Source organism: Modestobacter sp. I12A-02662 (assembly GCF_041028325.1).
Classification (GTDB): Bacteria; Actinomycetota; Actinomycetes; order Mycobacteriales; family Geodermatophilaceae; genus Modestobacter.
Genome location: NZ_JABGDE010000005.1, coordinates 113,367 through 138,132 on the forward strand (window position 1 = coordinate 113,367; position 24,766 = coordinate 138,132).

At 75.8% G+C, this 24,766-nt stretch carries 26 protein-coding genes; 16 read left to right on the forward strand and 10 right to left on the reverse strand.

Annotated elements, in window-relative coordinates; genetic code table 11:
* Positions 1-58 precede the first annotated feature (58 nt).
* The 4 genes from HL189_RS08090 to HL189_RS08105 are packed head-to-tail and all read left to right on the forward strand — an operon-like array spanning position 59 to position 3,022.
* Entirely contained in the window at positions 59-490 is a 432-nt protein-coding gene (locus HL189_RS08090) for an SRPBCC family protein (protein WP_369133182.1), read from the forward strand.
* Positions 491-492: 2 nt separating this feature from the next.
* Entirely contained in the window at positions 493-1,662 is a 1,170-nt protein-coding gene (locus tag HL189_RS08095) for an ArsA family ATPase (protein ID WP_369133183.1), read from the forward strand.
* Positions 1,659-2,036, forward strand: a complete 378-nt coding sequence (locus tag HL189_RS08100) for a hypothetical protein (protein WP_369133184.1) — start codon at positions 1,659-1,661, stop codon at positions 2,034-2,036. Before HL189_RS08095 ends, HL189_RS08100 begins: the two co-directional genes overlap by 4 nt.
* Positions 2,033-3,022 carry an ROK family protein gene (locus HL189_RS08105; protein ID WP_369133185.1) on the forward strand — a complete coding sequence of 330 codons (990 nt, stop codon included), beginning with the start codon at positions 2,033-2,035 and terminating at the stop codon, positions 3,020-3,022. Before HL189_RS08100 ends, HL189_RS08105 begins: the two co-directional genes overlap by 4 nt.
* Positions 3,023-3,049: 27 nt before the next feature.
* Here the strand turns inward: HL189_RS08105 and HL189_RS08110 are convergent, their stop codons facing one another.
* Positions 3,050-4,297 (reverse strand): TIGR00300 family protein, encoded by a 1,248-nt coding sequence (locus HL189_RS08110; protein WP_369133186.1) that lies wholly within the window; start codon positions 4,295-4,297, stop codon positions 3,050-3,052.
* Between the two features lie 78 nt (positions 4,298-4,375).
* Complete coding sequence (locus tag HL189_RS08115; RefSeq protein WP_369133187.1) at positions 4,376-5,068, reverse strand: hypothetical protein; 693 nt, start codon at positions 5,066-5,068, stop codon at positions 4,376-4,378.
* Between the two features lie 174 nt (positions 5,069-5,242).
* Between HL189_RS08115 and HL189_RS08120 the strand changes: the two genes are divergently transcribed.
* From HL189_RS08120 to HL189_RS08145, 6 genes are all read left to right on the forward strand, one after another.
* Positions 5,243-6,028: a lysophospholipid acyltransferase family protein gene (locus tag HL189_RS08120; protein ID WP_369133188.1), complete on the forward strand. Its 786-nt coding sequence runs from the start codon at positions 5,243-5,245 to the stop codon at positions 6,026-6,028.
* A 318-nt stretch (positions 6,029-6,346) separates the two neighbouring features.
* Complete coding sequence (locus HL189_RS08125; RefSeq protein ID WP_369133189.1) at positions 6,347-6,796, forward strand: RidA family protein; 450 nt, start codon at positions 6,347-6,349, stop codon at positions 6,794-6,796.
* Positions 6,793-7,284, forward strand: a complete 492-nt coding sequence (locus HL189_RS08130; RefSeq protein WP_369133190.1) for a polyadenylate-specific 3'-exoribonuclease AS — start codon at positions 6,793-6,795, stop codon at positions 7,282-7,284. The genes HL189_RS08125 and HL189_RS08130 overlap by 4 nt, the downstream gene beginning before the upstream one ends.
* 112 nt (positions 7,285-7,396) lie before the next feature.
* Complete coding sequence (locus HL189_RS08135; RefSeq protein WP_369133191.1) at positions 7,397-8,422, forward strand: 6-phosphofructokinase; 1,026 nt, start codon at positions 7,397-7,399, stop codon at positions 8,420-8,422.
* Positions 8,423-8,485: 63 nt separating this feature from the next.
* Positions 8,486-9,823 (forward strand): class II 3-deoxy-7-phosphoheptulonate synthase, encoded by a 1,338-nt coding sequence (locus tag HL189_RS08140; protein ID WP_369133192.1) that lies wholly within the window; start codon positions 8,486-8,488, stop codon positions 9,821-9,823.
* Complete coding sequence (locus tag HL189_RS08145; protein ID WP_369133193.1) at positions 9,823-10,902, forward strand: low specificity L-threonine aldolase; 1,080 nt, start codon at positions 9,823-9,825, stop codon at positions 10,900-10,902. Before HL189_RS08140 ends, HL189_RS08145 begins: the two co-directional genes overlap by 1 nt.
* 77 nt (positions 10,903-10,979) lie before the next feature.
* Here HL189_RS08145 and HL189_RS08150 read toward each other — a convergent pair whose 3' ends face one another.
* The gene (locus tag HL189_RS08150) at positions 10,980-11,885 is read right to left on the reverse strand and encodes a deoxyribonuclease IV (RefSeq protein WP_369133194.1); all 906 of its coding nucleotides are present in this window, start codon (positions 11,883-11,885) and stop codon (positions 10,980-10,982) included.
* Positions 11,886-11,895: 10 nt separating this feature from the next.
* Positions 11,896-13,884 (reverse strand): Stk1 family PASTA domain-containing Ser/Thr kinase, encoded by a 1,989-nt coding sequence (gene pknB / locus HL189_RS08155; protein ID WP_369133195.1) that lies wholly within the window; start codon positions 13,882-13,884, stop codon positions 11,896-11,898.
* A gap of 191 nt (positions 13,885-14,075) precedes the next feature.
* On the opposite strand from pknB, the gene HL189_RS08160 reads away from it, so the two are divergent.
* Positions 14,076-14,399, forward strand: coding sequence for an Rv2175c family DNA-binding protein (locus HL189_RS08160; RefSeq protein ID WP_222263892.1), 324 nt, complete (start codon positions 14,076-14,078; stop codon positions 14,397-14,399).
* On the opposite strand, the gene HL189_RS08165 is transcribed toward HL189_RS08160, so the two are convergent.
* From HL189_RS08165 to HL189_RS08175, 3 genes are read right to left on the reverse strand one after another with little or no spacing between them, the layout of a single operon-like run.
* The gene (locus tag HL189_RS08165) at positions 14,368-15,309 is read right to left on the reverse strand and encodes a phytoene/squalene synthase family protein (protein WP_369133196.1); all 942 of its coding nucleotides are present in this window, start codon (positions 15,307-15,309) and stop codon (positions 14,368-14,370) included. The two genes, HL189_RS08160 and HL189_RS08165, sit on opposite strands and share 32 nt — an antisense overlap.
* Positions 15,306-16,793, reverse strand: coding sequence for a phytoene desaturase family protein (gene crtI / locus HL189_RS08170; RefSeq protein WP_369133197.1), 1,488 nt, complete (start codon positions 16,791-16,793; stop codon positions 15,306-15,308). The genes HL189_RS08165 and crtI overlap by 4 nt, the downstream gene beginning before the upstream one ends.
* The gene (locus HL189_RS08175; RefSeq protein ID WP_369133198.1) at positions 16,790-17,992 is read right to left on the reverse strand and encodes a polyprenyl synthetase family protein; all 1,203 of its coding nucleotides are present in this window, start codon (positions 17,990-17,992) and stop codon (positions 16,790-16,792) included. The genes crtI and HL189_RS08175 overlap by 4 nt, the downstream gene beginning before the upstream one ends.
* 97 nt (positions 17,993-18,089) lie before the next feature.
* On the opposite strand from HL189_RS08175, the gene metF reads away from it, so the two are divergent.
* Entirely contained in the window at positions 18,090-19,028 is a 939-nt protein-coding gene (gene metF / locus HL189_RS08180) for a methylenetetrahydrofolate reductase [NAD(P)H] (RefSeq protein WP_369133199.1), read from the forward strand.
* Here metF and HL189_RS08185 read toward each other — a convergent pair.
* The gene (locus HL189_RS08185; RefSeq protein WP_369133200.1) at positions 19,009-19,638 is read right to left on the reverse strand and encodes a hypothetical protein; all 630 of its coding nucleotides are present in this window, start codon (positions 19,636-19,638) and stop codon (positions 19,009-19,011) included. The genes metF and HL189_RS08185 overlap by 20 nt on opposite strands.
* A 296-nt stretch (positions 19,639-19,934) precedes the next feature.
* Between HL189_RS08185 and HL189_RS08190 the strand changes: the two genes are divergently transcribed.
* The gene (locus HL189_RS08190; RefSeq protein WP_369133201.1) at positions 19,935-20,300 is read left to right on the forward strand and encodes a hypothetical protein; all 366 of its coding nucleotides are present in this window, start codon (positions 19,935-19,937) and stop codon (positions 20,298-20,300) included.
* Between the two features lie 21 nt (positions 20,301-20,321).
* On the opposite strand, the gene HL189_RS08195 is transcribed toward HL189_RS08190, so the two are convergent.
* Both HL189_RS08195 and HL189_RS08200 read right to left on the reverse strand, forming a co-directional pair.
* Positions 20,322-21,203, reverse strand: a complete 882-nt coding sequence (locus HL189_RS08195) for a hypothetical protein (RefSeq protein ID WP_369133202.1) — start codon at positions 21,201-21,203, stop codon at positions 20,322-20,324.
* A gap of 189 nt (positions 21,204-21,392) precedes the next feature.
* Entirely contained in the window at positions 21,393-21,827 is a 435-nt protein-coding gene (locus HL189_RS08200) for a cupin domain-containing protein (protein ID WP_369133203.1), read from the reverse strand.
* Positions 21,828-21,925: 98 nt separating this feature from the next.
* On the opposite strand from HL189_RS08200, the gene HL189_RS08205 reads away from it, so the two are divergent.
* From HL189_RS08205 to HL189_RS08215, 3 genes are read left to right on the forward strand one after another with little or no spacing between them, the layout of a single operon-like run.
* On the forward strand, positions 21,926-23,026 hold the full coding sequence (locus HL189_RS08205) for a sigma-E factor regulatory protein RseB domain-containing protein (RefSeq protein WP_369133204.1): 1,101 nt from the start codon (positions 21,926-21,928) through the stop codon (positions 23,024-23,026).
* Positions 23,023-23,958 (forward strand): ATP-binding cassette domain-containing protein, encoded by a 936-nt coding sequence (locus tag HL189_RS08210; RefSeq protein ID WP_369133205.1) that lies wholly within the window; start codon positions 23,023-23,025, stop codon positions 23,956-23,958. Before HL189_RS08205 ends, HL189_RS08210 begins: the two co-directional genes overlap by 4 nt.
* A complete protein-coding gene (locus HL189_RS08215) occupies positions 23,955-24,764 on the forward strand; it encodes an ABC transporter permease (RefSeq protein WP_369133206.1) in 810 nt (269 codons plus the stop codon). The genes HL189_RS08210 and HL189_RS08215 overlap by 4 nt, the downstream gene beginning before the upstream one ends.
* The last annotated feature ends 2 nt before the right edge of the window (positions 24,765-24,766 follow it).

The following is a 24,766-nucleotide window of genomic DNA, read 5'->3' on the forward strand; positions in this document are numbered from 1 at the left end:
GGGGGGTGCCCCCGGTTCCCGGCCGGGGCCGATGTGGTGACCGGCTACCCTCCGGCCCATGGCCGACCAGTCCACGCAGTCGATCGTCGTCGACGCGTCCGCTGCCCAGGTGATGGCCGTGGTCGCCGACTTCGCCGCGTATCCGGAGTGGGTCGCGGCCGCCAAGAAGGTCGAGGTGCTGGAGACCGGCCCCGACGGCCGCGCCCGGCGGGTGCACTTCGTCATCGACGCCGGCCCGGTCAGCGACGACTACGTGCTCGACTACACCTGGGACGGCGACCGCCGGGTGGCCTGGACCCTGGTGCAGGGCCAGATGCAGAAGAAGCAGGACGGCTCGTACCTGCTGGAGGAGGCCGGCGGCCGGACGACGGTCACCTACACGATCGCCATCGACCTCTCGATCCCCATGCTGGGGCTCATCAAGCGCCGCGCCGAGAAGGTCATCCTCGACACCGCGCTCAAGGAGCTCAAGAAGCGCGTCGAGGGCTGAGCGTGCAGATCCTCCTCGTCACCGGCCCCGGCGGCGCCGGCAGCTCCACGGTGGCCGCGGCGACGGCGTTGCGCCTGGCCGCCGGGGGCAGCCGGGTCGTCCTGCTCACCCCGGACGCGCCGCGGACCACCGGGCTCGGCGAGGCCGTGGAGGTCGACGTCGTCGCGGCCGGTCCCGCGCTGGAGCAGCTGTGGGGCCGGCACGCCGAGCAGCTGGGCGGCGCGCTGCCGCTGCTCACCGTGCCGCCGGCCAGCTCCGTCGTCCCCGTCCCCGGCGTGCGGGAGTTCGCGCTGCTCACCGCGCTCGCCGGGCACGCGGCGGCCGGGCGGGCGGACGCCGTCGTCCTCGACCCGGGGCCGACGCCGGCCGCGGTCGCGCTGCTGGCGCTGCCGTCCGCGCTGCGCTGGTGGCTCGGCCAGGCCGCACCCACCCGGCTGCGCGTGCTCGCCGCCCTCCGCGCCGCGGCGACCCCCGAGCAGCCCGGCGGGACGGCCGCCCTGCTGGCCGGCGTGGCCGGGGTCGAGGAGCTGCTGACCCACGTCCCGCTGGCCGATCCGCGGCGCACGGCGGTGCACCTGGTGCTGCGCCCCGAGCCCGGCGCGGACGAGCAGCTGCGCGCGACCGCGACCGCGCTCGGCGTGCTCGGGCAGCGGGTGGCCTCGGTGACCGTGGCGCGGCTGCTGCCCGACGGGCCGGGGGTGTGGTGGGCGCAGCGCGCCGTGGTGCAGGCCGAGACGGTGCGGGCGGTCAGCGACCTGCTGGGTGAGGTGCGGGAGGTCGCGGAGTCCGCCGTCCCGCCGTTCACCGCCGCCGACGTCGCGGCGCTGGACGCCGCCGTGCCGGACGCCCCCGCGCCGCAGGTGGCCACGCCCGCCCCGCGGCGGGTGGCGGACGAGTGGGTGCTCGACCTGCCGCTGCCCTTCGCCCGCCGCGGCGAGGTGGAGCTGACCCGCTGGGACGACGACCTGGTGGTCACCGCCGCCGGGATGCGCCGCTCCGTGCCGCTGGACGCCCTGCTGCGCCGGTGCACCGTCACGGGCGGGGCGCTGGCCGCGCCGGGCACCGCCTCGGCCACGCTCGAGGTGCGGTTCACCCCGGACCCGGCACACTGGCCGACCGGTCTCCTCCGTCCGGAGGCCGGTGCCACCGATCCCGAGGAGAGCAGGGCATGAGCGCTGCCGGTGCCGACTGGTTCGAGCAGGCCCGCCGCCTGCTCACCGACACCCCGGCCGGGGCCCGGCTGGGCGAGACGCTGGGCGGGCTGCTCGGAACGCCCGGCAGCGCTCCCGCCGACCACTCCGCGGAGTGCTCCCGGTGTCCGCTGTGCGCCGCGCTGGCCACGCTGCGCGGCCGCCGTCCCGAGCTGCTCGAGGCGCTGGCGGACGTGCTGGCCACGACCGCGACCGTGCTGCGAGACTCCGCGGCGGCCGGTACCCGGCCCGGCGACGACCGGACGGGGGCCGCCCCCGACCCGACCTCCCACCTCGCCGAGGACCCCGTGAGCCAGCCCGCCCCCACCCCCGTCCAGCGGATCGAGGTCGCGTGAGCCCCGACGCCGCCCAGCTGCCCGCCCTGGGCATCGACATCGGCGGCACCAAGGTGGCCGGCGGGGTCGTCGCCCCGGACGGGGCGATCCTCGACACCGCCCGCCGGGCCACCCCGGGCAAGTCCGTCTCGAAGACCGAGGACTCGATCGCCGCCGTCGTCGACGAGCTCGCCGAGCGGCACGGCGGCCCGCTCGTCGGGGTCGGCGTCGGCGCCGCCGGCTGGTTCGACCGCACCGGTGACACCGTGCTGTTCAGCCCGCACCTCGCCTGGCGGAACCAGGAGCTGCGCCGGGACCTCGGCCGGCGGCTGCACCGCCCGCTGTGGGTGGGCAACGACGCCGACGCGGCGGCGTGGGCCGAGTACCGCTACGGCGCCGGGCGCGGGGCCAGCCTGATGGTGATGATCACCCTGGGCACCGGCATCGGCGGCGGCCTGGTGATCGACGGCCGGCTGCAGCGCGGCGCGCACGGCGTGGTCGGTGAGTGGGGCCACATGCGGGTGGTGCCCGACGGCCGGCTGTGCGCCTGCGGCAACCGCGGCTGCTGGGAGCAGTACGCCAGCGGCAACGCGCTCGGTCAGACCGCCCGGGACGTCGCCACCAAGTCCCCGGCGGCGGCGGCCAGCCTGCTGGACCGGGTGGGCGGTGACCTCGGCCGGATCACCGGGGAGGTGGTGGCCAAGGCGGCCGCCGAGGGCGACCCGCTGGCCGACGAGCTGCTGCACGAGGTCGGCTCCTGGCTGGGCCAGGGCATAGCCGACATCTCCGCGATCCTCGACCCGGAGGTCGTGGTGATCGGTGGCGGGCTCAGCGTGCTGGGCGAGACGGTGCTCGGCCCCGCCCGCGAGCGGCTGGAGCGGGCGCTGCCCGGCCGCGGCTTCCGGCCCGGCCCGCGGGTGGTCGCCGCCGAGCTCGGCGCCCAGGCCGGCCTGGTCGGCGCCGCGGACCTCGTGCGCTGCGCGGTCAGCGACGGCGAGCAGCAGTAGGAGGACCCCGTCCGGAGGACGGAACCGTCACTCGGCGGCGAGCTCGCGCGCGAGCTGCTCGAGGAACAGCCCGATGTCGGTCACGATGCCCATCGCCTGGGCGCTGCCGCGGTCGGCCAGCTTGGTCACCGTGGCGGGGTTGATGTCGACGCAGACCAGCGGGACCGACGCCGGGAGGATGTTCCCGGTCGCGATGGCGTGCAGCATCGTGGCGACCATGATCGCGAAGCCGACGCCGGGCAGCTGCGCGCGCATGGCCCGCTGACCCTCGACCACGTCGGTGAGCACGTCGGGCAGCGGCCCGTCGTCGCGCACCGACCCCACCAGCACGAACGGCTTACCCGCCCGGACCATCGCGTGCATCACGCCGCCGGTGAGCACGCCGCTCTCGACGGCCGCCGCGATCGACCCCGCCGCGCGGATGGTGTTGATCGCCCGGATGTGGTGCTCGTGGCCGTGCGGCACGCCGGAGCCCTTCGCCAGGTCCACCCCCAGCGAGGTGCCGTACAGCGCGGACTCGATGTCGTGGGTGGCCAGCGCGTTCCCGGCGAACAGGACGTCGACGTACCCGGCGCGCACCAGGCGGACCATCGCCGGGGCCGCCCCGGTGTGCACCACCGCCGGCCCGCCGACCCACAGCACCTTCTTCCCGGCGGCCTTCACCTCGCGCAGCCGCTCGGCGATCTGGCGCACCAGCAGCGCCTGCGGCTTCTCGCTGGAGACCGCCGAGGACATGAAGCCGAAGTCCTCCTCCTCGCCGCGCACCACCGACGGGGCCATCTCCACGCGCACCCCGCGGGCGCCGCAGACCACGGCCTCCCCGGCGCGCACGTCGCTGACCGGGACGGTGCGGACGACCACCTCGCCGTCCCGCTCGCCGACGACCAGCCCGCAGTCCATCTCGGCGCGGTCGACCGGCAGCCAGTCCCGGTCCAACCGGACGAAGGTGTCGAGGTTGGTCGTGGAGTAGAAGTCCTCGGGGAAGACGCCGTCCGCGGGCGCCGGCCGGGTGGTCGCCGTCCCGGGGTCGACCGGGTTCGCGCCGTGGGTCTGCAGCCGCATGACGATCCGCTCGAGCAGGTCGGCGTCCGGGGCCCGGACCTCCACCAGGGCCCGCGACTCGTCCTCGTGCTGCCGGCCGAGCTCCAGGCTGTCGATCCGGTAGTCCCCGCCGTACTCGAGCACGTCGTCGAGGACCCTGGCCAGGATCCCGGTGTCCATGAGGTGGCCGGTCAGCGCGACGACGGTGCGGTGGGGGAGGGCGCCGGTGCTCACGTCCCGCACGCTAACCGAAGAAGGACCCCCTCCTCCCCACCCCTCGCACGCTCGGGGCGGGCCCCTGGAGGGGGCCGGTCACACCACTGCGCCGTCGTCGCCGTCCTCGGTCGACCGCTCCCGCATCCGGGACACCAGCACGCCCACCCCGCCGGTCACGGCGGCGACGCCGAGCACCAGCCCGACGTCCAGCGTCAGCCCGACCCGGCCCGGCGCCACGATGAGCACGGCGCCGACGAGGATGAGCAGCAGCGCGTACAGCGACGCGGGCGCCAGCACCGGCAGCGGCGGGGGCGGCGGCGGCTCGTAGTGGTCGTCGAAGGCGTCGAGCACCGACGGCTCGGCCCGCGGTGGCGGCGGGTCGTCCCGCGGCTCCGCCGAGACGACCGGGCGCCCGTGCTCCGCCTCGAAGGCCGCCACGATCCGGGCGAACTCGGCGTCCTCGTCGACCGGCCGCAGGTCCCGGGACGGGCGCTGCTGCGGCGCCGCGGGGTCCACGGCCGGGTCGTCGACGTGCGCGGCCACGACCTCGCGGGCCTCCGCGCGCCGCGCCCGGTCGACGAACAGCCGGTCCGCGGGCGGGCTGGGCAGGTGGACGTTGCGCGTGTACGGCACCACGTCGGTGGACGGCTCGAGGTAGGCGGCGATCCCCACGGTGGCGAGGACGTCGAGCAGGTGCTCGCCGACCCGGGGGTCGACGTCGCGCAGCGGGTGCCACAGGGTCGCGTCCAGGCCGTTGTCCCGGCGACCGCGGCCGCGGCGGGGCGGCATCACGCGGCACCGTCCGATCGCGGGTGCTGCGGTGGCATCGGACCTCCGGGCGGACGCCGGCGGCTCCCGGGGGAGCCGCCGCAACGGTGGGACGGCGGGGCTGACGACTCGCGCGCGACGACGGATTGTCGCCGGACACGACGCGTCCCTAGTCTGACAGTCACTCAGGGAGGCGTGTTGATCTACTGGTTCCTCAAGTACGTGGCCGTGGGCCCGCTCGTCCGGCTCGTGTACCGCTGGCGACCGGAGGGCGCGCACCACGTGCCGCGGCGCGGGGCGGTGATCCTGGCCAGCAACCACCTGTCCGCGTCCGACTGGATCTTCATGCCCATGTCGGTGCGCCGGCGGGTCACCTTCCTGGCCAAGGCGGAGTACTTCCGCGGCACCGGGCTCAAGGGCATGGCACAGCGCCTGTTCTTCGCCGGCAGCGGCCAGGTGCCGATCGACCGCACCAACGCCTCCGCCGCCGAGGACGCCATCCGCACCGGCATCCGGATCCTGCGCGAGGGCAAGGTGCTGGGCATCTACCCCGAGGGCACCCGGTCACCCGACGGCCGGCTGTACCGCGGCAAGACCGGGGTGGCCCGGATGACCCTGGAGACCGGCGCCCCGGTCATCCCCGTGGCCATGACCTACACGCCCCGGGACATCCCGCTGCCGGGCAAGCTGGGGAGGCTGCTGGGCCAGAAGCTGATCCGGGTCCAGGTGCGCTTCGGGGAGCCGCTGGACTTCTCGCGCTACGCCGGGTTGTCCGGGGACCGCTTCGTGGAGCGGTCGATCACCGACGAGATCATGTACGAGATCATGGAGATGTCGGGGCAGGAGTACGTCGACCTGTACGGCGCCAAGGTGAAGAAGTCGATGGACACCACCGGCGCCAGCGCCGGCGAGGTGGTCCGCCGGCTGCAGCCGCCGCCGGCCGAGGCCGCCGACCGCCTGCCCAGCTCGCTGGCCGGCTGAGGTCACCCCGCCCGGCTCGCCCGGCCGTACTCGCCGGGATCTCCGGCACACCGGGCGGGCCGGCGGACGCCGCGCACCTCGGTCGGGGTCAGGAGGTGGCCGCGGCGCTCGGCTCGGCCGGAGCGGCTGACAGGTCGCGGAGGGCTTCCATCGTGGCTGACCGGCGGTGCGGGCCGGGACGGTGACCGTGGAGGCGATGGTCGCCGCGGCCGGGCAGGACCCGACGGCCGCCTTCGACTTCCTCGACCCGGACGAGGACCCCAGCAGCGAGGGGTGACCGGGCGGGCGGGCCGGCGGCCGGTGCCCCATGATCGGGCGGTGACCTCCGGCATCGAGCTCGTCCGGCCACCCGCGCTGAGCCGCGCCGCCCCGTACGCCTACGCGGCGGTGTCCGACCCGGGCCGCATGGTGTTCACCGCCGGCGCCTGCCCGCTGGACGCCGACGGGGCCACCGTGGCCGTGGGTGACGTCGCCGGCCAGGCCCGGCAGGTGATGGCCAACCTCGTCACCGCGCTGGAGGCGGCGGGCGCCACGCTGACCGACGTCCTCAAGACCACGGTCTACGTCGCCACGACCGACCGGGAGGACCTGCGGAGGGCGTGGGACGTCGTCCGCACGGCCCTGGGAGACCATGCCCCGCCCAGCACCCTGGTCGGGGTGACCGTGCTGGGGTACGCCGACCAGCTCGTGGAGGTCGAGGCGGTCGCCGTCCGGGACAGCTGGCCGGAGCCGGGTCCGCCGGACGACGGTTCTACCGTGGGGAGGTGAGTGTGCGGCGGTACTTCTACGACACCGAGTTCATCGAGGACGGCACCACCATCGACCTGGTGTCCATCGGCGTCGTCGACGAGACCGGCCGCGAGTTCTACGCCGTCAGCACCGAGTTCGACCCGGATCGGGCGATCCCGTGGGTCCGGCGCAACGTGCTGGACCAGCTGCCCCCGCCGGCGGACCGCGCCTGGCGCAGCCGCCAGCGGATCCGCGACGACCTCCTGTCCTTCCTCACCGCGCCGGGGGAGGAGATCGAGCTGTGGGCCTGGATCGCGGCCTACGACCACGTGGCGCTGTGCCAGCTCTGGGGCCCGATGACGGCGCTGCCACGGCCGATCCCGCGCTTCACCCGGGAGCTGCGCCAGCGCTGGGACGACGCCGGCCGCCCCGAGCTGCCGCCCAAGCCGACCGGCACCCACGACGCCCTCGTCGACGCCCGGTACAACCTGCTCCGCTGGAACGTGATGGGAGCCGTCCGAAGCTGAGGGCACGTACGGGTCACCGGTACCGCCACGAGGCCGGCGGGACCCCCGCGAGCGGCCCCGGTGAGGGATCATGTGCCGCCTTGCCCACCCACGAGGGGTCCTGGAGAACTGCATGCGCATCGGCATCCTGACCGGCGGTGGTGACTGCCCCGGCCTCAACGCGGTGATCCGTGCGGTGGTCCGCCGGGCCGTCGTCCAGAACGGCGACGAGGTCGTCGGCTTCCGGGACGGGTGGCGGGGCGTGCTGGACGACGACGCGCTGGTGCTGGACGTCACCGCGACCCGGGGGCTGCTGCCGCGCGGTGGAACGGTGCTGGGCACCTCGCGGACCAACCCGTACGCGGTCGACGGCGGACCCGAGCGGCTGCTCGCCACCCTGGAGCGGCGCGGGATCGACGCGCTGGTCCCGATCGGCGGCGAGGACACCCTCGGCGTCGCCCGCCGACTGGCCGAGGCCGGCGTCCGCACCGTGGGGGTGCCGAAGACGATCGACAACGACCTGGCGGCGACCGACTACACCTTCGGATTCGACACCGCCGTCGGGGTGGCGTCGGAGGCCATCGACCGGCTGCACACCACCGGCGACAGCCACCACCGGGTGCTGGTGGTCGAGGTGATGGGCCGGCACGCCGGGTGGATCGCCCTGCACGCCGGCATGTCCGGCGGCGCGACCGTCGTGCTGGTGCCCGAGCGGCCCTTCGACCTAGACGCGGTGGTCGGGCACTGCCGGCGCCGGTTCGACTCCGGCTACTCGCCGATCGTCGTCGTGTCGGAGGGGGCCCGGCCGGCGGGGGGTGAGCTGGTGTCCAGCTCGGGGGAGCGGGACGCCTTCGGGCACGTCCGGCTGGGCGGCGTGGGGGTGTGGCTGGCGGCCGAGCTGGAGGAGCGGACCGGGCGGGAGGCGCGGGCCGTCGTCCTCGGGCACATCCAGCGCGGTGGCACGCCGTCCCCGTTCGACCGGGTGCTGGCCACCCGGTTCGGGCTGGCCGCGGCCGACGCGGTGCACGAGGGTGCGTCGGGCGTGATGGTGGCGCTGCGCGGGACCGACATCGTGCGCGTGCCGCTCACCGAGGCGACCGCCGGGCTCAAGCTCGTGCCGCTGGAGCGGTACACCGAGGTCGAGACGTTCTTCGGCTGACCCACCCGGCCCCGGGCCGGACACCCGGTCCGGCGGGGACGCCGCGGGCCGTACCCTCGTCACGTGACCCTGCCTGATCCCGCCGAGCTGGTCCCCGGCCTGGACCGGTGGCGGAGTCTGCCCGCCGCCCAGCAGCCGGAGTGGCCCGACCGGGCCGCGCTGGACGCCGTGCTGTCCACCCTCACGTCGGTGCCGCCGATCGTCGCGCCCAGCGAGGTCGACACGCTCCGGGCCCAGCTGGCCGAGGTCGCCCAGGGCCGGGCGTTCCTGCTGCAGGGCGGCGACTGCGCGGAGACCTTCGACCTCAACACCGAGCCGCACCTGCAGGCGACCACCCGCACGCTGCTGCAGATGGCCGTCGTGCTCACCTACGGGGCGAGCGTGCCGGTCGTCAAGGTGGGCCGGGTGGCCGGGCAGTACGCCAAGCCGCGCAGCTCGAACATCGACGCGCTCGGCCTGCCGTCCTACCGCGGCGACATGGTCAACTCGCTGGAGCCGGTGCTCGAGCAGCGGATCCCCGACCCGAACCGGCTGGTCCGGGCCTACGCGAACTCGGCCGCCGCGATGAACATGATCCGGGCCTACGCGCGCGGCGGGCTGGCCGACCTGCACGCGGTCCACGACTGGAACAAGGACTTCGTCGCGAGCTCGCCGGCCGGCGTCCGCTACGAGGTGATCGCCCGCGAGATCGACCGGGCCCTGGCGTTCATGTCCGCCTGCGGGGTGGACGACGCGGCGCTGCGGCAGGTGGAGCTGTACTGCAGCCACGAGGCGCTGATCCTGGACTACGAGCGGGCCCTGCTGCGGGTGCACGAGGGCCGGGCGTACGACCTGTCGGCGCACTTCGTCTGGGTCGGCGAGCGCACCCGCCAGCTGGACGGCGCGCACATCGAGTTCGCCTCGCGGATCGCCAACCCCATCGGCGTCAAGATCGGCCCGACGACGACCCCGGAGCAGGCGGTCGAGCTGGTCGAGCGGCTGGACCCGGAGCGCGTCCCCGGCCGGCTCACCCTGATCAGCCGGATGGGCAACGGGAAGATCCGCGACGTGCTGCCCGGCATCGTGGAGAAGGTCACCGCCGGCGGCCACCAGGTGGTCTGGCAGTGCGACCCCATGCACGGCAACACGCACGAGTCCCCGAGCGGCTACAAGACCCGGCACTTCGACCGCGTCGTCGACGAGGTGCTCGGGTTCTTCGACGTGCACCGCGCGCTGGGCACCTGGCCCGGCGGCATCCACGTCGAGCTGACCGGTGAGGACGTCACCGAGTGCCTCGGTGGCGCCATGGAGATCAGCGACGCCGACCTGAACAGTCGCTACGAGACCGCGTGCGACCCGCGGTTGAACACCGGCCAGTCGCTCGAGCTGGCCTTCCTCGTCACGGAGATGCTGCGCGGCTGATGTACGGGATCGACACCGACAACCCCACCCCTGTTGCCGGCGCGGTGGACCTGCGCTCGGACACCCTCACCCGGCCCACCCCGGCGATGCGCCGGGCGATGGCCGAGGCCGAGGTCGGCGACGACGTCTACCGCGAGGACCCGACGGTCAACGCGCTGGAGGAGCGGACCGCGGACCTCTTCGGGCACGAGGCCGCGCTGTTCGTCCCCTCCGGCACGATGGGCAACCAGATCGGCCTGCGGCTGGTCTGCGAGCCCGGCCAGGAGGTGCTCGGCGACGCCGACGCGCACGTCTTCACCTACGAGATGGGCGCCGCCGCGGCGCTGTTCGGGCTGTCCAGCCGCACCGTGGTCTCCGGCAGCGGGGGCGGTGGGTCCGGCGACGCCGGCCGGGTGTCCGCGGCGCAGCTGATCGCCCAGGTGCGGCCCAAGGACGACTGGCACGTCACCTCCACCGCCGCGATCGCCGTGGAGAACACGCACAACCGCGGCGGCGGCCTGGTCCAGCCCCTGGACGAGCTGCAGACCCTGTTCGACTGGACCCGGCAGCACGACGTGGCCGTGCACCTCGACGGGGCGCGGATCTGGAACGCGCACGTGGCCTCCGGCGTCCCGCTGTCCACCTACGGGCGGCTGTCCGACACCGCGTCGGTCTGCCTGTCCAAGGGCCTCGGCGTCCCGATCGGGTCGGTCCTCGTGGCCGGCGAGGAGCGGATCGCCCAAGCGCGGCTGTGGCGCAAGCGGCTCGGCGGCGGCATGCGGCAGGTCGGCGTGCTCGCCGCGGCCGCGCTGTACGCGCTGGACCACCACGTCGAGCGGCTCGCCGAGGACCACGAGCACGCGCGGTTGCTGGCCGAGCGGCTCGGCGTCGACCCGGCCACGGTGGAGACCAACATGGTCGTCGTCGAAGGCGTCCCGGCCGCCGCGGTGGCGGCCGCCGCCCGCGCCCAGGGGGTGCTGGTCGGGCAGGTGAGCGCCACCCGGATCCGGCTGGTGACCCACCTGGACGTCGACCGGGCCGGTGTCGACCGCGCGGCGAAGGTGCTCACCGAGGTGCTGGCGGACCTGCGCGCCGCCTGACCCCGGACTAGATCCCGACGAAGTCCCCGGGCTTCATCCCGACCAAGTCCCCGGGGCTCTTCCCCGATGAAGTCCGGTCAGGCGGCGGCGGGGAGCGCGGTGCCGTCCCGCAGGGCGCCCAGCAGCGCGATGTCCGCGGCGTGGCCGCCCCAGTCGCTGCCGTGCCCGACGCTCGGGGTCTCCACCACGACCGGCACGCCGGCCATCAGCGGGTGCGTGAGCAGCTCGCCGAACGGCGCGGCGCCGATCGAGCCGGCGCCGATGGTCGTGTGCCGGTCCCGGGTGGAGCCGCAGCCGTCCAGGGAGTCGTTGGCGTGCACCAGGCCCAGCCGGCCCGGTCCCACGGTGGCCTCCAGCGCCTCCAGGGTCGCGGCCATGCCGCCGGGGGTGGCGAGGTCGTGGCCGGCCGCCCAGGCGTGGCAGGTGTCGAAGCAGACCCCGACCGCCGGGTGGCCGTCGAGCGCGGCGAGGTAGGGGCCGAGGTCCTCCACCGTGGCGGCCAGCGACCTCCCGCCGCCCGCGGTGGGCTCGACCAGCAGCCGCGGAGCCCCCTCGGGCAGCTCGTCGAGCACCGGCAGCAGCCGTTCGTGCAGCTGGCCGAGCGCCGCCTCGTAGCGTTCCTCACCGACCGCGGAGCCGGCGTGCACGACCACCCCGGCGCAGCCGAGCTGGACGCCGCGCTGCAGCGAGTGCCGGATGGTGGCGATCGACTGCTCGACGGTCGCCTCGCTCGGCGACCCGACGTTGACCAGGAACGGCGTGTGGATGAACGAGGGCACGCCGCGCTCGGCGCACCCGGCGGTGAAGGCGGCGTCCTGGGCCGGCTTGCCGGCGCTGGGCCGCCAGCCGCGGGGGTTGCCGACGAACACTTGGACGGCGCGGGCGCCGACGGCGTCGGCGTAGGGCAGCCCGCCCGTGGCAAGACCCCCCTTGACCTGGATGTGCGCCCCGATCGGGGGCAGAGCGGGAGCGTGCGAGATCACGAGGGAGGGATCACCCGAAGCTGATGAGGATCTTGACGGTGGTGCCCAGGTCGACGACCTCGCCGGCCTTGGGGCTCTGCTGGAACACCCGGTTGCCCGAGATGAACTGGGTGGACTCGGCGGCCAGCCCGGCGGCCTGCAGCGCCGCCGTCGCATCGGCCTCGGACATGCCGACGACGTCGGGCACGGTCACCTGGGGCGGGCCGACCGAGACGGTGATGGTGACCGCGCTGCCGTAGGGCTGCGTCCCGCCCGGCGCGGGGGCGACTGCCATGACGGCCCCGCTGGGGACGTCGGCGCTGCGGCCCTCGTCGCGCTGCACGGTGAACCCGAGTTGCTCCAGGGTGTCCTGGGCGGCGTCCGGCTCCTGGCCCACGACGTTCGGCACCTCGACCGGGGCCCGGCCCTGGGAGACGACGAGGGTCACCACGTCGCCCCGCTTGAGCTGGGTGCCGGCGGCCGGGTCGAAGCGGATGACGCTGCCGCTGGGCACGTCGGCGCTGTACTCGGTGGCGTTGTCCAGCTGCACGGGCAGCTCGCCCAGCGCCGCCTGGACCTCCTCGAGGGGCCGACCGGCCAGCGCGGTGTCGACGGTGAACCGCTCCACGCCCTTGGACAGCACGAGGGTGACGTCGGAGCCCCGGATCAGCTCGCCCTCGCCGGGGTCGGCGGACAGGACGACGCCCTCCGGCACGGTCTCGCTGAACTGCTCCTCGCCGAAGGCCGGGTCCAGGCCCGCCTCCTGCAGCCGGCCGATGGCGGTCTGCTCGTCGGCGCCGACGAGCTCGGGCACGGTGGTCCAGCGCCCGGAGCCCAGCCACCAGCCGATCGCGCCGATGGTGACCGCCAGCAGCAGGACGAGTGCGATCGCGAACCGGGCGCGCCGGCGGCGGATGTGCGGGGGCACCCCGGGGCGGACCCCCGGCGGGCGGGGTGCCGCGCCCCGGACCTGCGCCATCGGGCCGCTGTCGGCGCCCGGCAGCACGGTGGTGCCGCGGGACCGGCCGCCCAGCAGTTCGGTGCGCGGAGCGCTGCCCCGCCCCGGCACGCTGGCGTCGCGTGGCCGCGGAGCGGAGGGGCGGTTGGTGGGTCGCAGCGTGCCAGGGGACTCGACCGGCCGGCCGGTGGGCACCGGCATCCGGCCGATGCCGAGGTCGGCACGCAGGTCGGTGAGCTCGGCCAGGAACGCCCCGGCGTCCAGCGGGCGGGCCGCGGGGTCCCGGCGGGTGGTCCGGGCGACCAGCTCGTCGACCTGCCACGGCAGGCCGGGCACCTCGGCCGACGGCGCGGGGACGTCGTGGTGCACGTGCTGGTACGCCACGGCCAGGGGGGTGTCGCCGGCGTAGGGCGGATGCCCGGTGAGCAGCTCGTAGAGCATGACGCCGGCGGCGTAGACGTCGCTGCGCGCGTCGCTGCGGCCCCGCTCCAGCTGCTCGGGGGAGAGGTAGGCGACGGTGCCGATGAGCACGCCGCCGGTGTGGCTGGTCTGCCCGGTGCCGGCGACCGCGCGGGCCAGGCCGAAGTCGGCGACCTTGACCTGGCCGTCGGTGGAGATCAGCACGTTCTCCGGCTTGATGTCGCGGTGCACGATGCCGGCCCGGTGCGCGGCGGTCAGCCCGGACAGCACCGGTTCCAGGACGGCGAACGCCTCGCCCGCGGTGAGCCGGCCGCGGGCCTGCAGCAGGTCGCGCAGCGTGCGGCCGCGGACGAGCTCCATGACCAGGTAGACCAGGCCCTGGTCGGCGCCCTGGTCGCTGACCGAGACGACGTTGGGGTGGCTGAGCATGGCCGTGGCCCGCGCCTCGCGGGTGAACCGGTCGACGAACGCCGGGTCGTGGGCGAGGTGCTCGGCCATCACCTTGACCGCGACCGTGCGGTGCAGGCGGAGGTCGGTGGCGGCGTAGACGGTGGACATGCCGCCGCGTGCCAGGCGCTCCTCGAGGCGGTAACGCCCTTCGAGGAGCAGGCCGACCACGGGGTCGGTCACGACGGTGTCCACGCGGCGAGTCTAGGAGCGGATGCGCGGCGTTGGACGAAACGACGCGGACCCGTCGGGGGCGTGGGGCTGCTGGGACCAGACTGGCTGGGCGGACCGGTGGGAGAACGTCCAACCGCTGGTCGCCGCGGGTGCCGACCGTCCAGCGCGGGAGGCCGTCCGGGCCGCCCCGCGGTGCGCCCTAGGCTGGGGACGTGGACACGCTCACCCCCGCGGAGGTCGCGGCGCAGCTCGGGACCTCGCCGAACCGGGTCCGGCAGCTGCTGCGCGAGCGCAAGCTCCTCGCCGTCCCCGGCAGTGGCAACAGCAAGATCCCCGCCGACTTCCTGCAGGACGGCGCCGTGCTGCGTCACCTCCCCGGGTTGCTGACCGTGCTGTTCGACGGCGGCTACACCGAGCAGGACGCGTTCGACTGGCTGTTCCGCCCCGACGACACGCTGCCCGGCACCCCGGTGGAGGCGCTGCGCGACGACCGGCACACCGAGGTCACCCGGCGGGCCCAGGCGCTGGCGTACTGAGCCGGTCCCGCCCGACCCGGGCGAGCTGCGCGGCGGTCAGCCGGCGGGCGAAGACCGCCAGGCGCCGGGGCCGCGAGACGCGCACCCGGCGGTCGAGCACCCGGTGGTCCGCCCGCTCGATCTCGGTGAGGATCCCCCCGTACAGCGCGGTCGCGGCCCGCACGCAGTCCCGGGACTCCTTGGCCAGCATCGGCGTGCCGGGGGCCGCGTCGTCGTAGCGGCGGCGGGTCACCGCCACCATCTCACGCATCAGGTCCTGGAAGCCGGGGGAGTGGCGCCGGGCTCCGAGCTGCTCCCGGGTGACCCCGTGCGCCGCCATCAGGTCCGCGGGCAGGTAGACCCGGCCCCGGTCGGCGTCCTCGCCGACGTCGCGCAGGAAGTTGGTGAGCTGGAAGGCCTCGCCCAGCGCGATCGCGTGCGGCGCGGCCTCCTCCCGGGCCACGCCGGGCGCGGTGCCGAGCACCGGCAGCACCTGCAGGCCGATCACCGCGGCCGAGCCCCACATGTACCTGTCCAGCGCCGCCAGGTCGGCGTAGCCGGTGACCTCCAGGTCGCTGCTCATCGCGGCCAGGAAGTCGACCAGGTGCTCGACCGGGATCGCGTACCGCCGGTAGGTGTGCACCAGGGCCAGCCGGACGGGGTCGTCGGACCACCCGGCGTCCAGCTCGGCCAGCACCGCGCGGGACCAGTCACCGAGGTCGCCGGCCGGATCGGCGCCCGGGACGTCGACCAGGTCGTCGGCGGTGCGGGCCGCGGCGTACAGCGCGTGGACGGCCGGCCGGCGGTCGGCGGTGAGCAGGCGGGTGGCCAGGTGGTAGCTCTTGCCGTGCCGGGCGGCGATCGCCGCGCAGTGCCGGTAGGCCGCGTCGAGGGCGGCCTGCTGCTCCGCCCGGGTCGGGGGGATGGTCATCGGGCCGCCGTGATCCGCTCGGCGGCCAGCCGGCCGCTCATCACCACCATCGGGACGCCGACCCCCGGCTGCACCGAGGAGCCGGCCAGCACGACGTTGACCGGCCCGCGGCGGGGGAGCGTGGGCGGCCGGAACGGACCGGTCTGCCCGAACGTGTGCGCCAGGGCGAACGGGGTGCCCGCGGCCATGCCCTGGGCCGCCCAGTCGACCGGGGTGAGCACCTCCTCGACCTCGACGGCGTCGCCGATGCCGGTCCAGCCGCGGGCGTCCAGGACGCGCAGCAGCTCGTCGCGGTACCTCGGGGTGAGCACCGGCCAGTCCAGGTCGGGGTTGCCGCCGCTGCGCGGGTCGAGGTTCGGGGTCGGGGCGACGACGCTCAGCACCTGCCCGCCCTCGGGGGCCAGCGACCGGTCGGTGACCGACGGCATGCTGACCAGCAGGCTCGGGTCGCTCATCGGCCGCCCGTCGCGGGTCAGCTCGCGGAACACCTCCGACCACGAGGCGCCGAAGCTGATCGTGTGGTGCGCCTGCCCGGGGAGCTCCGCCCGGACGCCGAGGTGCAGGGCCACGCAGGACGGCGAGTGGACCGGCCGTCGCGGGCCGCGGAGCCCGGGCACCAGCCGGTGCGGGGCGTCGGCGGTCACGACGACGGCGTCGGCGGGCAGCCGGTCGCCGTCCGCGAGCCGGACACCGGACACCCGGTCGCCGGTGGTCTCCAGCTCCGCGACCTCCGCCCCGTACCGCAGGACGACGCCGGCGTCGGCGGCCGTGGCGGCCATCGCCCGGGGGACGGCGCCGATCCCGCCCTCCGGGTGCCACACGCCGGCGCCGATGTCCAGCTGCGCGATGACGGCGTAGGCGGCGATCGCCCGGTACGGCGAGACCCCCGCGTAGAGCGCCTGGAAGCTGAACAGCCGGCGCAGCCGCTCGTCGGTGAACGCCGCGGCCACGTGGGAGGACAGCCGCCGGAAGCCCCCGCGCCGGACCAGCCGCACCAGCTCGGGACCGGCCAGGTCGAGCGGGGAGTCGAGGTTGCGGTCGATGAACGTCCGCAGCTGCAGGCGGTACAGCTCGGCGAGGTCGTCCAGGTAGCGGTGCAGCGCGGCCGCCTCCGCCGGGCCGCACAGCCGCTCCACCTCGGCGGCGAAGGCCGCCCGGTCGGCGTGCACGTCCAGGTGCGAGCCGTCGGCGAACCGGGCGCGGTAGGTGGTGGCCAGCGGGGTGAGCCGCAGCCGGTCCTCGAGCCGGTCGCCGACCGCGGCGAAGGCCTCGGCGAGCACCTCGGGCGCGGTGAACACCGAGGGCCCGGTGTCCAGCGTGTAGCCGGCCCGCCGCACCACCCCCGCCCGGCCGCCGGGACCCTCGCCCCGCTCGACGAGCGTGACCTCCCGGCCGGCGCCGCGCAGGCGCAGCGCGGCGGAGAGCCCGGCGAGGCCGGCGCCCACGACGACCACCCGGTCGGTGCGCCCGGGGACCGTCCTCACGCGGAGCGGGAGGTCGCCGCGACGGCGAGCGCGTCGAGCGCGGCGCGCGCGTCCTCGGCGATGGGTGCCGCCGCGATCGCGGACCGGGCCAGCGCCGTGCGCTCGGTGATCCGGTCCTCGACCCGGGCGCGGGCCCCGGTGGACTCGATCAGCCGCCGCAGCTCCTCGAACTGGTCCGGCCCGGCGGTGGGGTCGCCGAGGCCCTCGGCCAGCAGCTGCCGGCCGGCGGCGTCGGCCGCCTCCTCGGCGAGGGCGATGAGCAGCGTCTGCTTGCCCTCGCGCAGGTCGTCGTCCGCGGACTTGCCGGTGACCGCCGGGTCGCCGAACACGCCCAGCACGTCGTCGCGCAGCTGGAACGCCTCGCCCAAGGGCAGGCCGATGGCGGTGTAGGCGTCCACGGCGCGCGGTCCGGCGCCGGCGATCGCCGCGCCGAGCTGCAGCGGGCGCTGCACGGTGTAGCCGGCGCTCTTGTACCGGGCGACGGTGAGCGCGCCCTGCGGCCCGGGCAGCCCACCGCCGGCCCGCAGCAGGTCCAGGTACTGCCCGGCCGTCACCTCGGTGCGCATGGTGTCCCAGACCGAGCGGGCCCGGATCAGCGCGGCGACGGTGATGCCCGACCGGCGCAGCAGCTCGTCGGACCACACCAGCGCCAGGTCGCCGACCAGGATCGCCGCGCCCACGCCGAAGGTGTCGCCGTCCCCGGTGAGCCCGTCCGCGCCGTGCCGGCCGGCGAAGCCGACGTGGGTCGCCGGGCGGCCGCGGCGGGTGAGCGCCCCGTCCATGACGTCGTCGTGCACGAGGGCACTGGCGTGGACGAACTCCAGCGCGGCCACCGCGCGGAGCACCGCGTCGTCGTCCTCGGCCGGTCCCGGCGCGTCGGCGGCGAGGCCGCGCCACCCCCAGTAGGCGAACAGCGGGCGCAGCCGCTTGCCCCCGTCGGCGAGGGCGCAGACCTCGTCGACGACCGGGGTCAGCGCCGCGTCCATGGCGGCCAGGGTGCGGCGCTGCTCGGCCAGGAAGTCGGTGAGGGCGGCGCTCACCGCGGACCGGACCCGGTCGAGGTCCGCCGCGTCGATCGAGGGGGCCGGGAGGCCGGGCGAGCTGTGCAGGGGCTGCGTCCCGACGGTCACCAGGCCAGTATCGCCCAACCCGATCGACGGCGTCCCGTCCAAGGTGCCAGTTGCCTGGTACCAGAGCATGCGCGTCCTCCTCCCGGCGGCCGCAGGCGCGGTCGACACCCCTCTTCGGCCGGAGGTGGCCGATCGGATGCACCGACGCTGCGTACCCTGTGCCCTCATGAGCGGCACCGTGCGGGAGTTGGTGGCGCAGTCCCGGCCCACCTGGTCCTTCGAGTTCTTCCCGCCTCGGGACGAGGCCGCCGAGGCGCAGCTGTGGACCGCGCTGCGGGAGCTGGAGCGGCTGCGGCCGTCCTTCGTGTCCGTCACCTACGGAGCGGGCGGCTCCACGCGGGAGGGCACCGTCGCGGTGACCGAGCGGATCGCCGCCGAGACGACGATGCTCCCGCTGGCCCACCTCACCGCCGTGGACCACAGCGTGGCGGAGCTGCGGCACGTGGTCAGCCGGCTGGCGGCCGCCGGGGTGCGGAACCTGCTCGCCCTGCGCGGTGACCCGCCGGGCGCCGACCCGCAGGCCGAGTGGGTCGCGCATCCCCAGGGGCTGCGGTACGCCGCCGAGCTGGTCGCGCTCATCAAGTCCATGGGCGACTTCTCCGTGGGGGTCGCGGCCTTCCCCGAGCGGCACCCGCGCTCGCCGGACTTCGACTCCGACACCGACATGTTCGTGGCCAAGTGCCGCGCCGGCGCTGACTTCGCGATCACCCAGATGTTCTTCCGGGTCGAGGACTACCTGCGGCTGCGCGACCGGGTGACGGCCCGGGGCTGCGACGTCCCGGTCATCGCCGGGGTCATGCCGGTCACCAGCGCCCGGCAGATCAACCGCATCGTGCAGCTGTCCGGGCAGGCCTTCCCGGCCGGGCTCGCCGCGCGCTTCGCCGAGCTGGACGGGGACACCCCGGAGGCCAGGAAGGCGGTCCGCGCCTACGGCGTGGAGGTGGCGACCGCGATGTGCCAGCAGCTGCTCGACGAGGGCGTGCCCGGCATCCACTTCATCACCATGAACCGGTCGACGGCCACGCGTGAGGTGTACGCCGCGCTGGCCGGGGAGAGCGTCCCGGTCCCGGCCTCCCCGTCGGCGCTCAGCGCGCCGGTGCGCTGAGCAGTTCCTCGGACTTCCGGGCCGCGCGGCGCAGCCCCTCCCGCTCCGCGGCGTAGCCCCCGGCCACGCCGACCACCGGCAGCTGGGACAGCGCACGGGCGAACAGCTTGCCCTTGGGCCGGGCGTCGAGGGCGTCGTCGATGCGGCTCAGCAGCCGGGCCACCCGCCACAGGCTGCGGGCCGCGCCACCCACGCCGCGGCTGCGCTCCGCGCCGAGGGCCTCGTCGACGTAGACGCCGCGGACACGCTGCAGCAGCGGCTCCACCCGGCCGGCGGGGAGGTCCCGGTCCAGGAGCACCCGGGCCAGCAGCGAGATCCGCTCCGCGGGGTCGCCGACGTCGTGCTCCGCGGCGACACCGAGGACGACGAGTGCCTGCACCGCCGACCCCACGGTGTTCTGCAGCGGCAGCAGGTCGGCGAGCTTCCCGGCGAACCGCGGTGCGGCCGAGACGCCGGCGGCGACGCGGGTGACTCGGTCGGCCCACCAGTCGGCGCGCGCGGCCAGCGGCAGGGCGGGCGGCCGGTCCAGGCGCTGCACCAGGGGGTCGAGCACCCGGTCGACCCGGCGCAGGACGTCGACGACGACGGCGTCGCTGATCGGTGCGGCCATGCCGGAACCGTAGGCGGCCCGCCGGTCGCCCGCCCGTTCGCCATCGGGACGTTCCCGCGGGAACGCCCCTTCGCGGCTGCCGATCACCTGCACCACGCGGTGTACCGCTGGGTACCTCGTGGGCATGGCGTCCCTGCTGCAGATCCGCGACGTGCCCGACGAGGTGCGGGAGGCTATCTAGCAGTCATCGGTCCGGAGCGGTCATCGGTCCGGCGTTCGGGGTGGCTGTACCGCTGGGCCCGGTGCCGAGCGGGCGGTTCCACGGAACCGCGCGCTCCGATCGCTACGGTGCGCGGGTGATCACGACCGCCGCCGTCCTGGGCTGCGTCGTCCTGGCGGGGCTCGCCGTCTTCCAGGGTCTGCTGGTCGCCGGGGCGCCGCTGGGCCGGTTCGCCTGGGGCGGCGGGCACCGGGTGCTCCCGAACCGGCTGCGGATGGGCAGTGCCGCCTCGATCGTGCTGTACGCGCTGTTCGCCGTGGTGCTCGTGGCGGCGGCCCGGCGGTCGACCGGGCCGGCCGACGTCGCCATCTGGGTGCTGACCGGCTACTTCGTGCTCGGCATCGGGATGAACGCGATCAGCCGGAGCCGCCCGGAGCGGCTGGTGATGACGCCGGTCGTCGCGCTGCTCGCCGGCTGCTGCCTGGTGGTCGCGCTCGGCTGAGCATCGAGCGGCTGAGTGCGGTCAGCGGGGGACGTCGGGCGGCTCGGCCAGGGGCGCGCGGGTGCGGGTCATCAGGTCGACGAGGTCGGTCATCGCCCCGCGGACGGCGGCGATCCGCTCGGCCACGTCGCCGAGTCCGCCGTCCCCCCGCCCGGACGGGTACGCGGTCTCGACCGTGAGCCCGTCGATCTCCACGGCGCTGCGCTCCATCCGCTCGAGGTCGGCGAGGTGCTGCAGCTCCACGGAGAGCGCGGCGGCCTGGTCGCGGTGCCGGATGAGCGCGTCGGCGCGGGAGCCGAGCCGGCGGGCGGCGTCGTCCAGCGCGGTCTGCTGGCGGTCCCAGAACTCGGCGGCCGGGCCGGTGGGGCGCAGGCCCAGCCGGCTGCGGGCCTGCCGGATGCGGGAGGCCAGGTCGACGATCTGGCGCACCTCCGCGTCCCCGTCGAAGCCGGCCCGGGTGGCGGCCAGGTACGGGGAGCGCCAGGAGGGCTCGCGCACCGTCTCGGCCCAGGCCCGGCTGGCGGCACCGGCGACGCGGGCCTCGATGGTGTCCCAGGCGGCCAGGCTCGCCTCGGGGGACACCGGCGGCGTCGGGAGGGCGGCGCGGGCGGCGTTCTCCCGGTGCTGCAGCACCAGCAGCCCGGCGGCGGGCACGAGGAGTCCCAGCCCGCCGGTGAACACCAGCAGCAGGACGGCGAGCACCCACTTCTGGTCGGTGTCCAGCGCTCGCCACTGCCGGCCGCACCAGACCAGCCACTCCTGCGCGACCAGCCAGTCGCGGGCCTGGTCCCAGAGCGTGGTCTCGGCGCCCGGGGACCGGTCCGGCGGTGACGTGGTGATGACCAGCCGGCCGTCGGTGAGGTAGCGCTCGGGCCACAGCGGCCGGGAGCCCTCGGCGCTCACCGTGCCCGTCCCGCGCTGCCCAGCCGACGCACTCCGTGCCCTCCCCGTTCCGCAAAGGTCCGGGCTGCACCTTCCCCCATGCGGGGACCGAGGCGGAAGAGGCGCGGCGAGGCTCGGGACCCGCGACGGGTGATCACCTCGCGCTGGTCGCTGCCCCCGCCGGCGGACACGACTACCAGCGCGAGGTGGTCATGCTTCCCCGGCGGCCCGCAGCCGCTGGTCGAGGAGGGCGTCGAGCTCCGGGAGGAGCACGACGCTCTCCTGCTCGTTCGGATCGGTGCGGGCGATCACCGCACGCAGCGGGGTGCTGCCGGTGTTGACCGGCAGGTGCGGCACACCGGCCGGGATGTAGACGAAGTCGCCCGGCCGCACGACGTCGCGGTGGGCGAGCCCCTCGCCCCACCACATCTCGCTGTCGCCCTCCAGCACGTACACGGCGGACTCGTGGTGCTCGTGCAGGTGCGCCGTGCCGCGTCCGCCCGGCGGCACGACCAGCGTGTGCAGGCAGAGGCCGCGGGCGCCGGCGGACTCGGCGGACACCCCGGTGCCGTAGTCCAGCCCCTGCTTGCCCGTGTAACCGTCTCCCGGCCGGACGACCCGGCAGGCCGGGCTGCTGTCGTCCATCACGTCCCCTCCCGCTGGTGGTCCGGCCAGCCTGCTCGCCGACGGGGCGGGGCACAACGGATGCGCGGTCGCCGCGCGGCCCGTCGTACCGTCGAGCCGTGGGCGGGCCGCGGACGGGGGCAGCGGCACGCTGGGCTCTCGTCGGCGGTGGGGTCGCCGTCCTGCTGGCGCTACCCCCGCTGATCGACGCGCTCCCGGCCACGGACGCCCCGGCCTCCGCGGCCGACCTGCGCACCCGGGCACTCGCCTCGGCCGGCACCGCGTTCGCGGGGTACGCGCAGTCCGCCGGCGGCCTGGACCTGCCGGTGGGCGACCAGCTCACCGACGCGGCTGACCTGTTCAGCGACCGGACGACGATGCGCGCCTGGTACCGCGGCCCCGCGGACTGGCGGGTGGACGTCGTCACCCCGACCGGGGAGACCGGCGTGCACACCGACGCCGGCGGCACCTGGTCCTGGAACTGGGAGGACGCCGTCGCCACCCGGTCCGCGCCCAGCCCGCTCGCGTTCCCCGGCCCGTCGGACCTGCTGCCCAGCGCGCTGGGCCGGCGGCTGCTGTCGGAGGCGGCCGACGACGAGCTGTCCCGGCTCGGCGCCGAGCGGGTCGCCGGCCGGGACGCCCTCGGGCTGCGGGTGGAGCCGGCCGCGGAGGCGGCGTCGGTGACCCGGGTCGACGTGTGGGTCGACCGGTCGACCGGCCTGCCGCTGCGGGTGCAGGTGTGGGGCGACGACGCAGAGCCCGCGATGGACACCGGCTTCCTGGAGCTCGACCTGACGATCCCGCCGGCCGAGGTCACCGCGTTCACCGTGCCCGCGGGGGCGGAGGTGCGCGAGGGCCAGGCCGAGCAGCTGCTGCAGGCGGCCGATCGCGGACGGCGCCGGGGCCCCCTGCTGCCGGCGTCCCTGGCCGGCCTGGACCGGCGCGCCGTCGAGGGGGCGCCCCGCTCGGTCGGCGTCTACGGCCGGGGGGTGACCCTGCTCGCCGTCGGCCTGCTGCCCGACCGCGCCGCCGCCGGGCTGCGCGCCGAGCTGGCCCGGGCGCCCGGGGCGGTGCTGGACCCGCTCGGCACCCGGATCGCCGCCGGCCCGCTGGGGCTGATGATCGTCGACGGGCCCGACGGCGCGTTGCTGCTCACCGGCACGGTCACCCTCGACGCGCTGGCGGCGGCCGCCACCGAGCTGACCGGGAGGACCGGATGAGCACGGTGATCGGCACCACCGGGCTGGTCAAGCGGTACGGCCGGCTGCGCGCGGTGGACGGGATCGACCTCGACGTGCGGGCCGGGGACGTCTACGGCTTCCTCGGCGCGAACGGCTCCGGCAAGACGACGACGGTGCGGATGCTGCTCGGGCTGGTGCTGCCCACCGCGGGCGAGGTGCGGCTGCTGGGCGAGCCGATGCCGAAGGCGGCCCGGCGGGTGCTGCCCCGGGTGGGGGCGCTCGTCGAGGGCCCGGCGCACTACGGGCACCTGTCGGGGCGGGCCAACCTGGCCCTCGTCGACGCCGCCGGGCCGGGGGGCTCACGGCGGACCCGGCGGGCGCGGATCGAGTCGGTGCTCGAGCAGGTGGGGCTCGCGGGCGTGGGGCGCAAGCCGACGCGGGCCTACTCGCTGGGCATGCGGCAGCGGCTGGGGCTGGCCGCCGCGCTGCTGCGCCGGCCGGAGCTGCTGGTCCTCGACGAGCCGACCAACGGCCTGGACCCGCAGGGCATCACCGAGATCCGTGACCTGCTGCTGCAGCTCAACCGCGAGGGCACCACCGTCTTCCTGTCCAGCCACCTGCTGGCCGAGGTCGAGCAGATGTGCACCCGGATCGGCGTGCTCGACCGGGGCCGGCTGGTGCTGCAGGACGAGCTGGCCCGGCTCACCGCGCCCACCGGCGCGACGGTCGTGGAGACCGCCGAGCCGGACCGGGTGCGCGCGGCGCTGGACGGCCGGGTGCTGTCGGTGGCCGCCGGCCGGGCGGTGGTGCGCGGCGCGGACCCCGCCGAGGTCAACGCCGCGCTGGTGGCCGCGGGCGTGCCGGTGCGCGGGCTGGCGCTGGAACGGCCGAGCTTGGAGGAGGTGGTGCTGGCCGCGGCGCGGACCAGCGCCGACCGGGTCGACGCGCCGGGCGAGCGGGGCCGCCGGTGATACTCGTCGAGCTGCGCAAGCTGTTCCGCCGGCCACGCACCTGGGCGACGATCGGGCTGCTCAACGCGCTGCCGGTGCTGGTGGCGGTGCTGCTGGCGTGGACCGACCTCGCGCCGCGGCCGGGGGAGGGGCCGGTGTTCCTCTCCGCCGTCCTCACCAACGGCACGCTCTACCCGCTGGCCGCCCTCGCGATCGTGCTGCCGCTGTTCCTGCCGATCGCCGTCTCGGTGGTGGCCGGCGAGGCGGTGGCAGGGGAGGCGCAGGGCGGCACGCTGCGGTACCTGCTGGCCCGCCCGGCGGGCCGCACCCGGCTGCTGGTGGCCAAGCTGATCGCGGTGATCGCCTTCGTGGTCGTGACCGTCGTGGTCGTCGCCGCGGTCGGCTACCTGGTCGGGCGGCTGCTGTTCGAGGTGCAGCCGGCCGGTGGGACGGCGCTGTCCGGCACGTCGCTGACGTCGGAGGAGCTCGCCGTCCGCACCCTGCTGGCGATCGGCTACGTGACGGTCTCGATGCTCGGGGTCGCCGCCTTCGCGCTGTTCTTCTCCACGCTCACCGACTCCCCGCTCGGCGCGACCCTGGGGGCGCTCGCCGTCCTCATCGCCTCGTCGCTGCTGTTCACCCTGGACGCGGCGTCGTCGTTCGCGCCCTACCTGCCGACCCGGTACTGGCTGGCCTTCGTCGACCTGTTCCGCGATCCGATCCTGTGGCGGGACGTCGGCCGGGGCGTGGCGCTGCAGGCGGTCTACGTGGTGGTGCTGCTGGGCGCCGCCTGGGCCAACTTCACCACCAAGGACGTCACGAGCTGAGT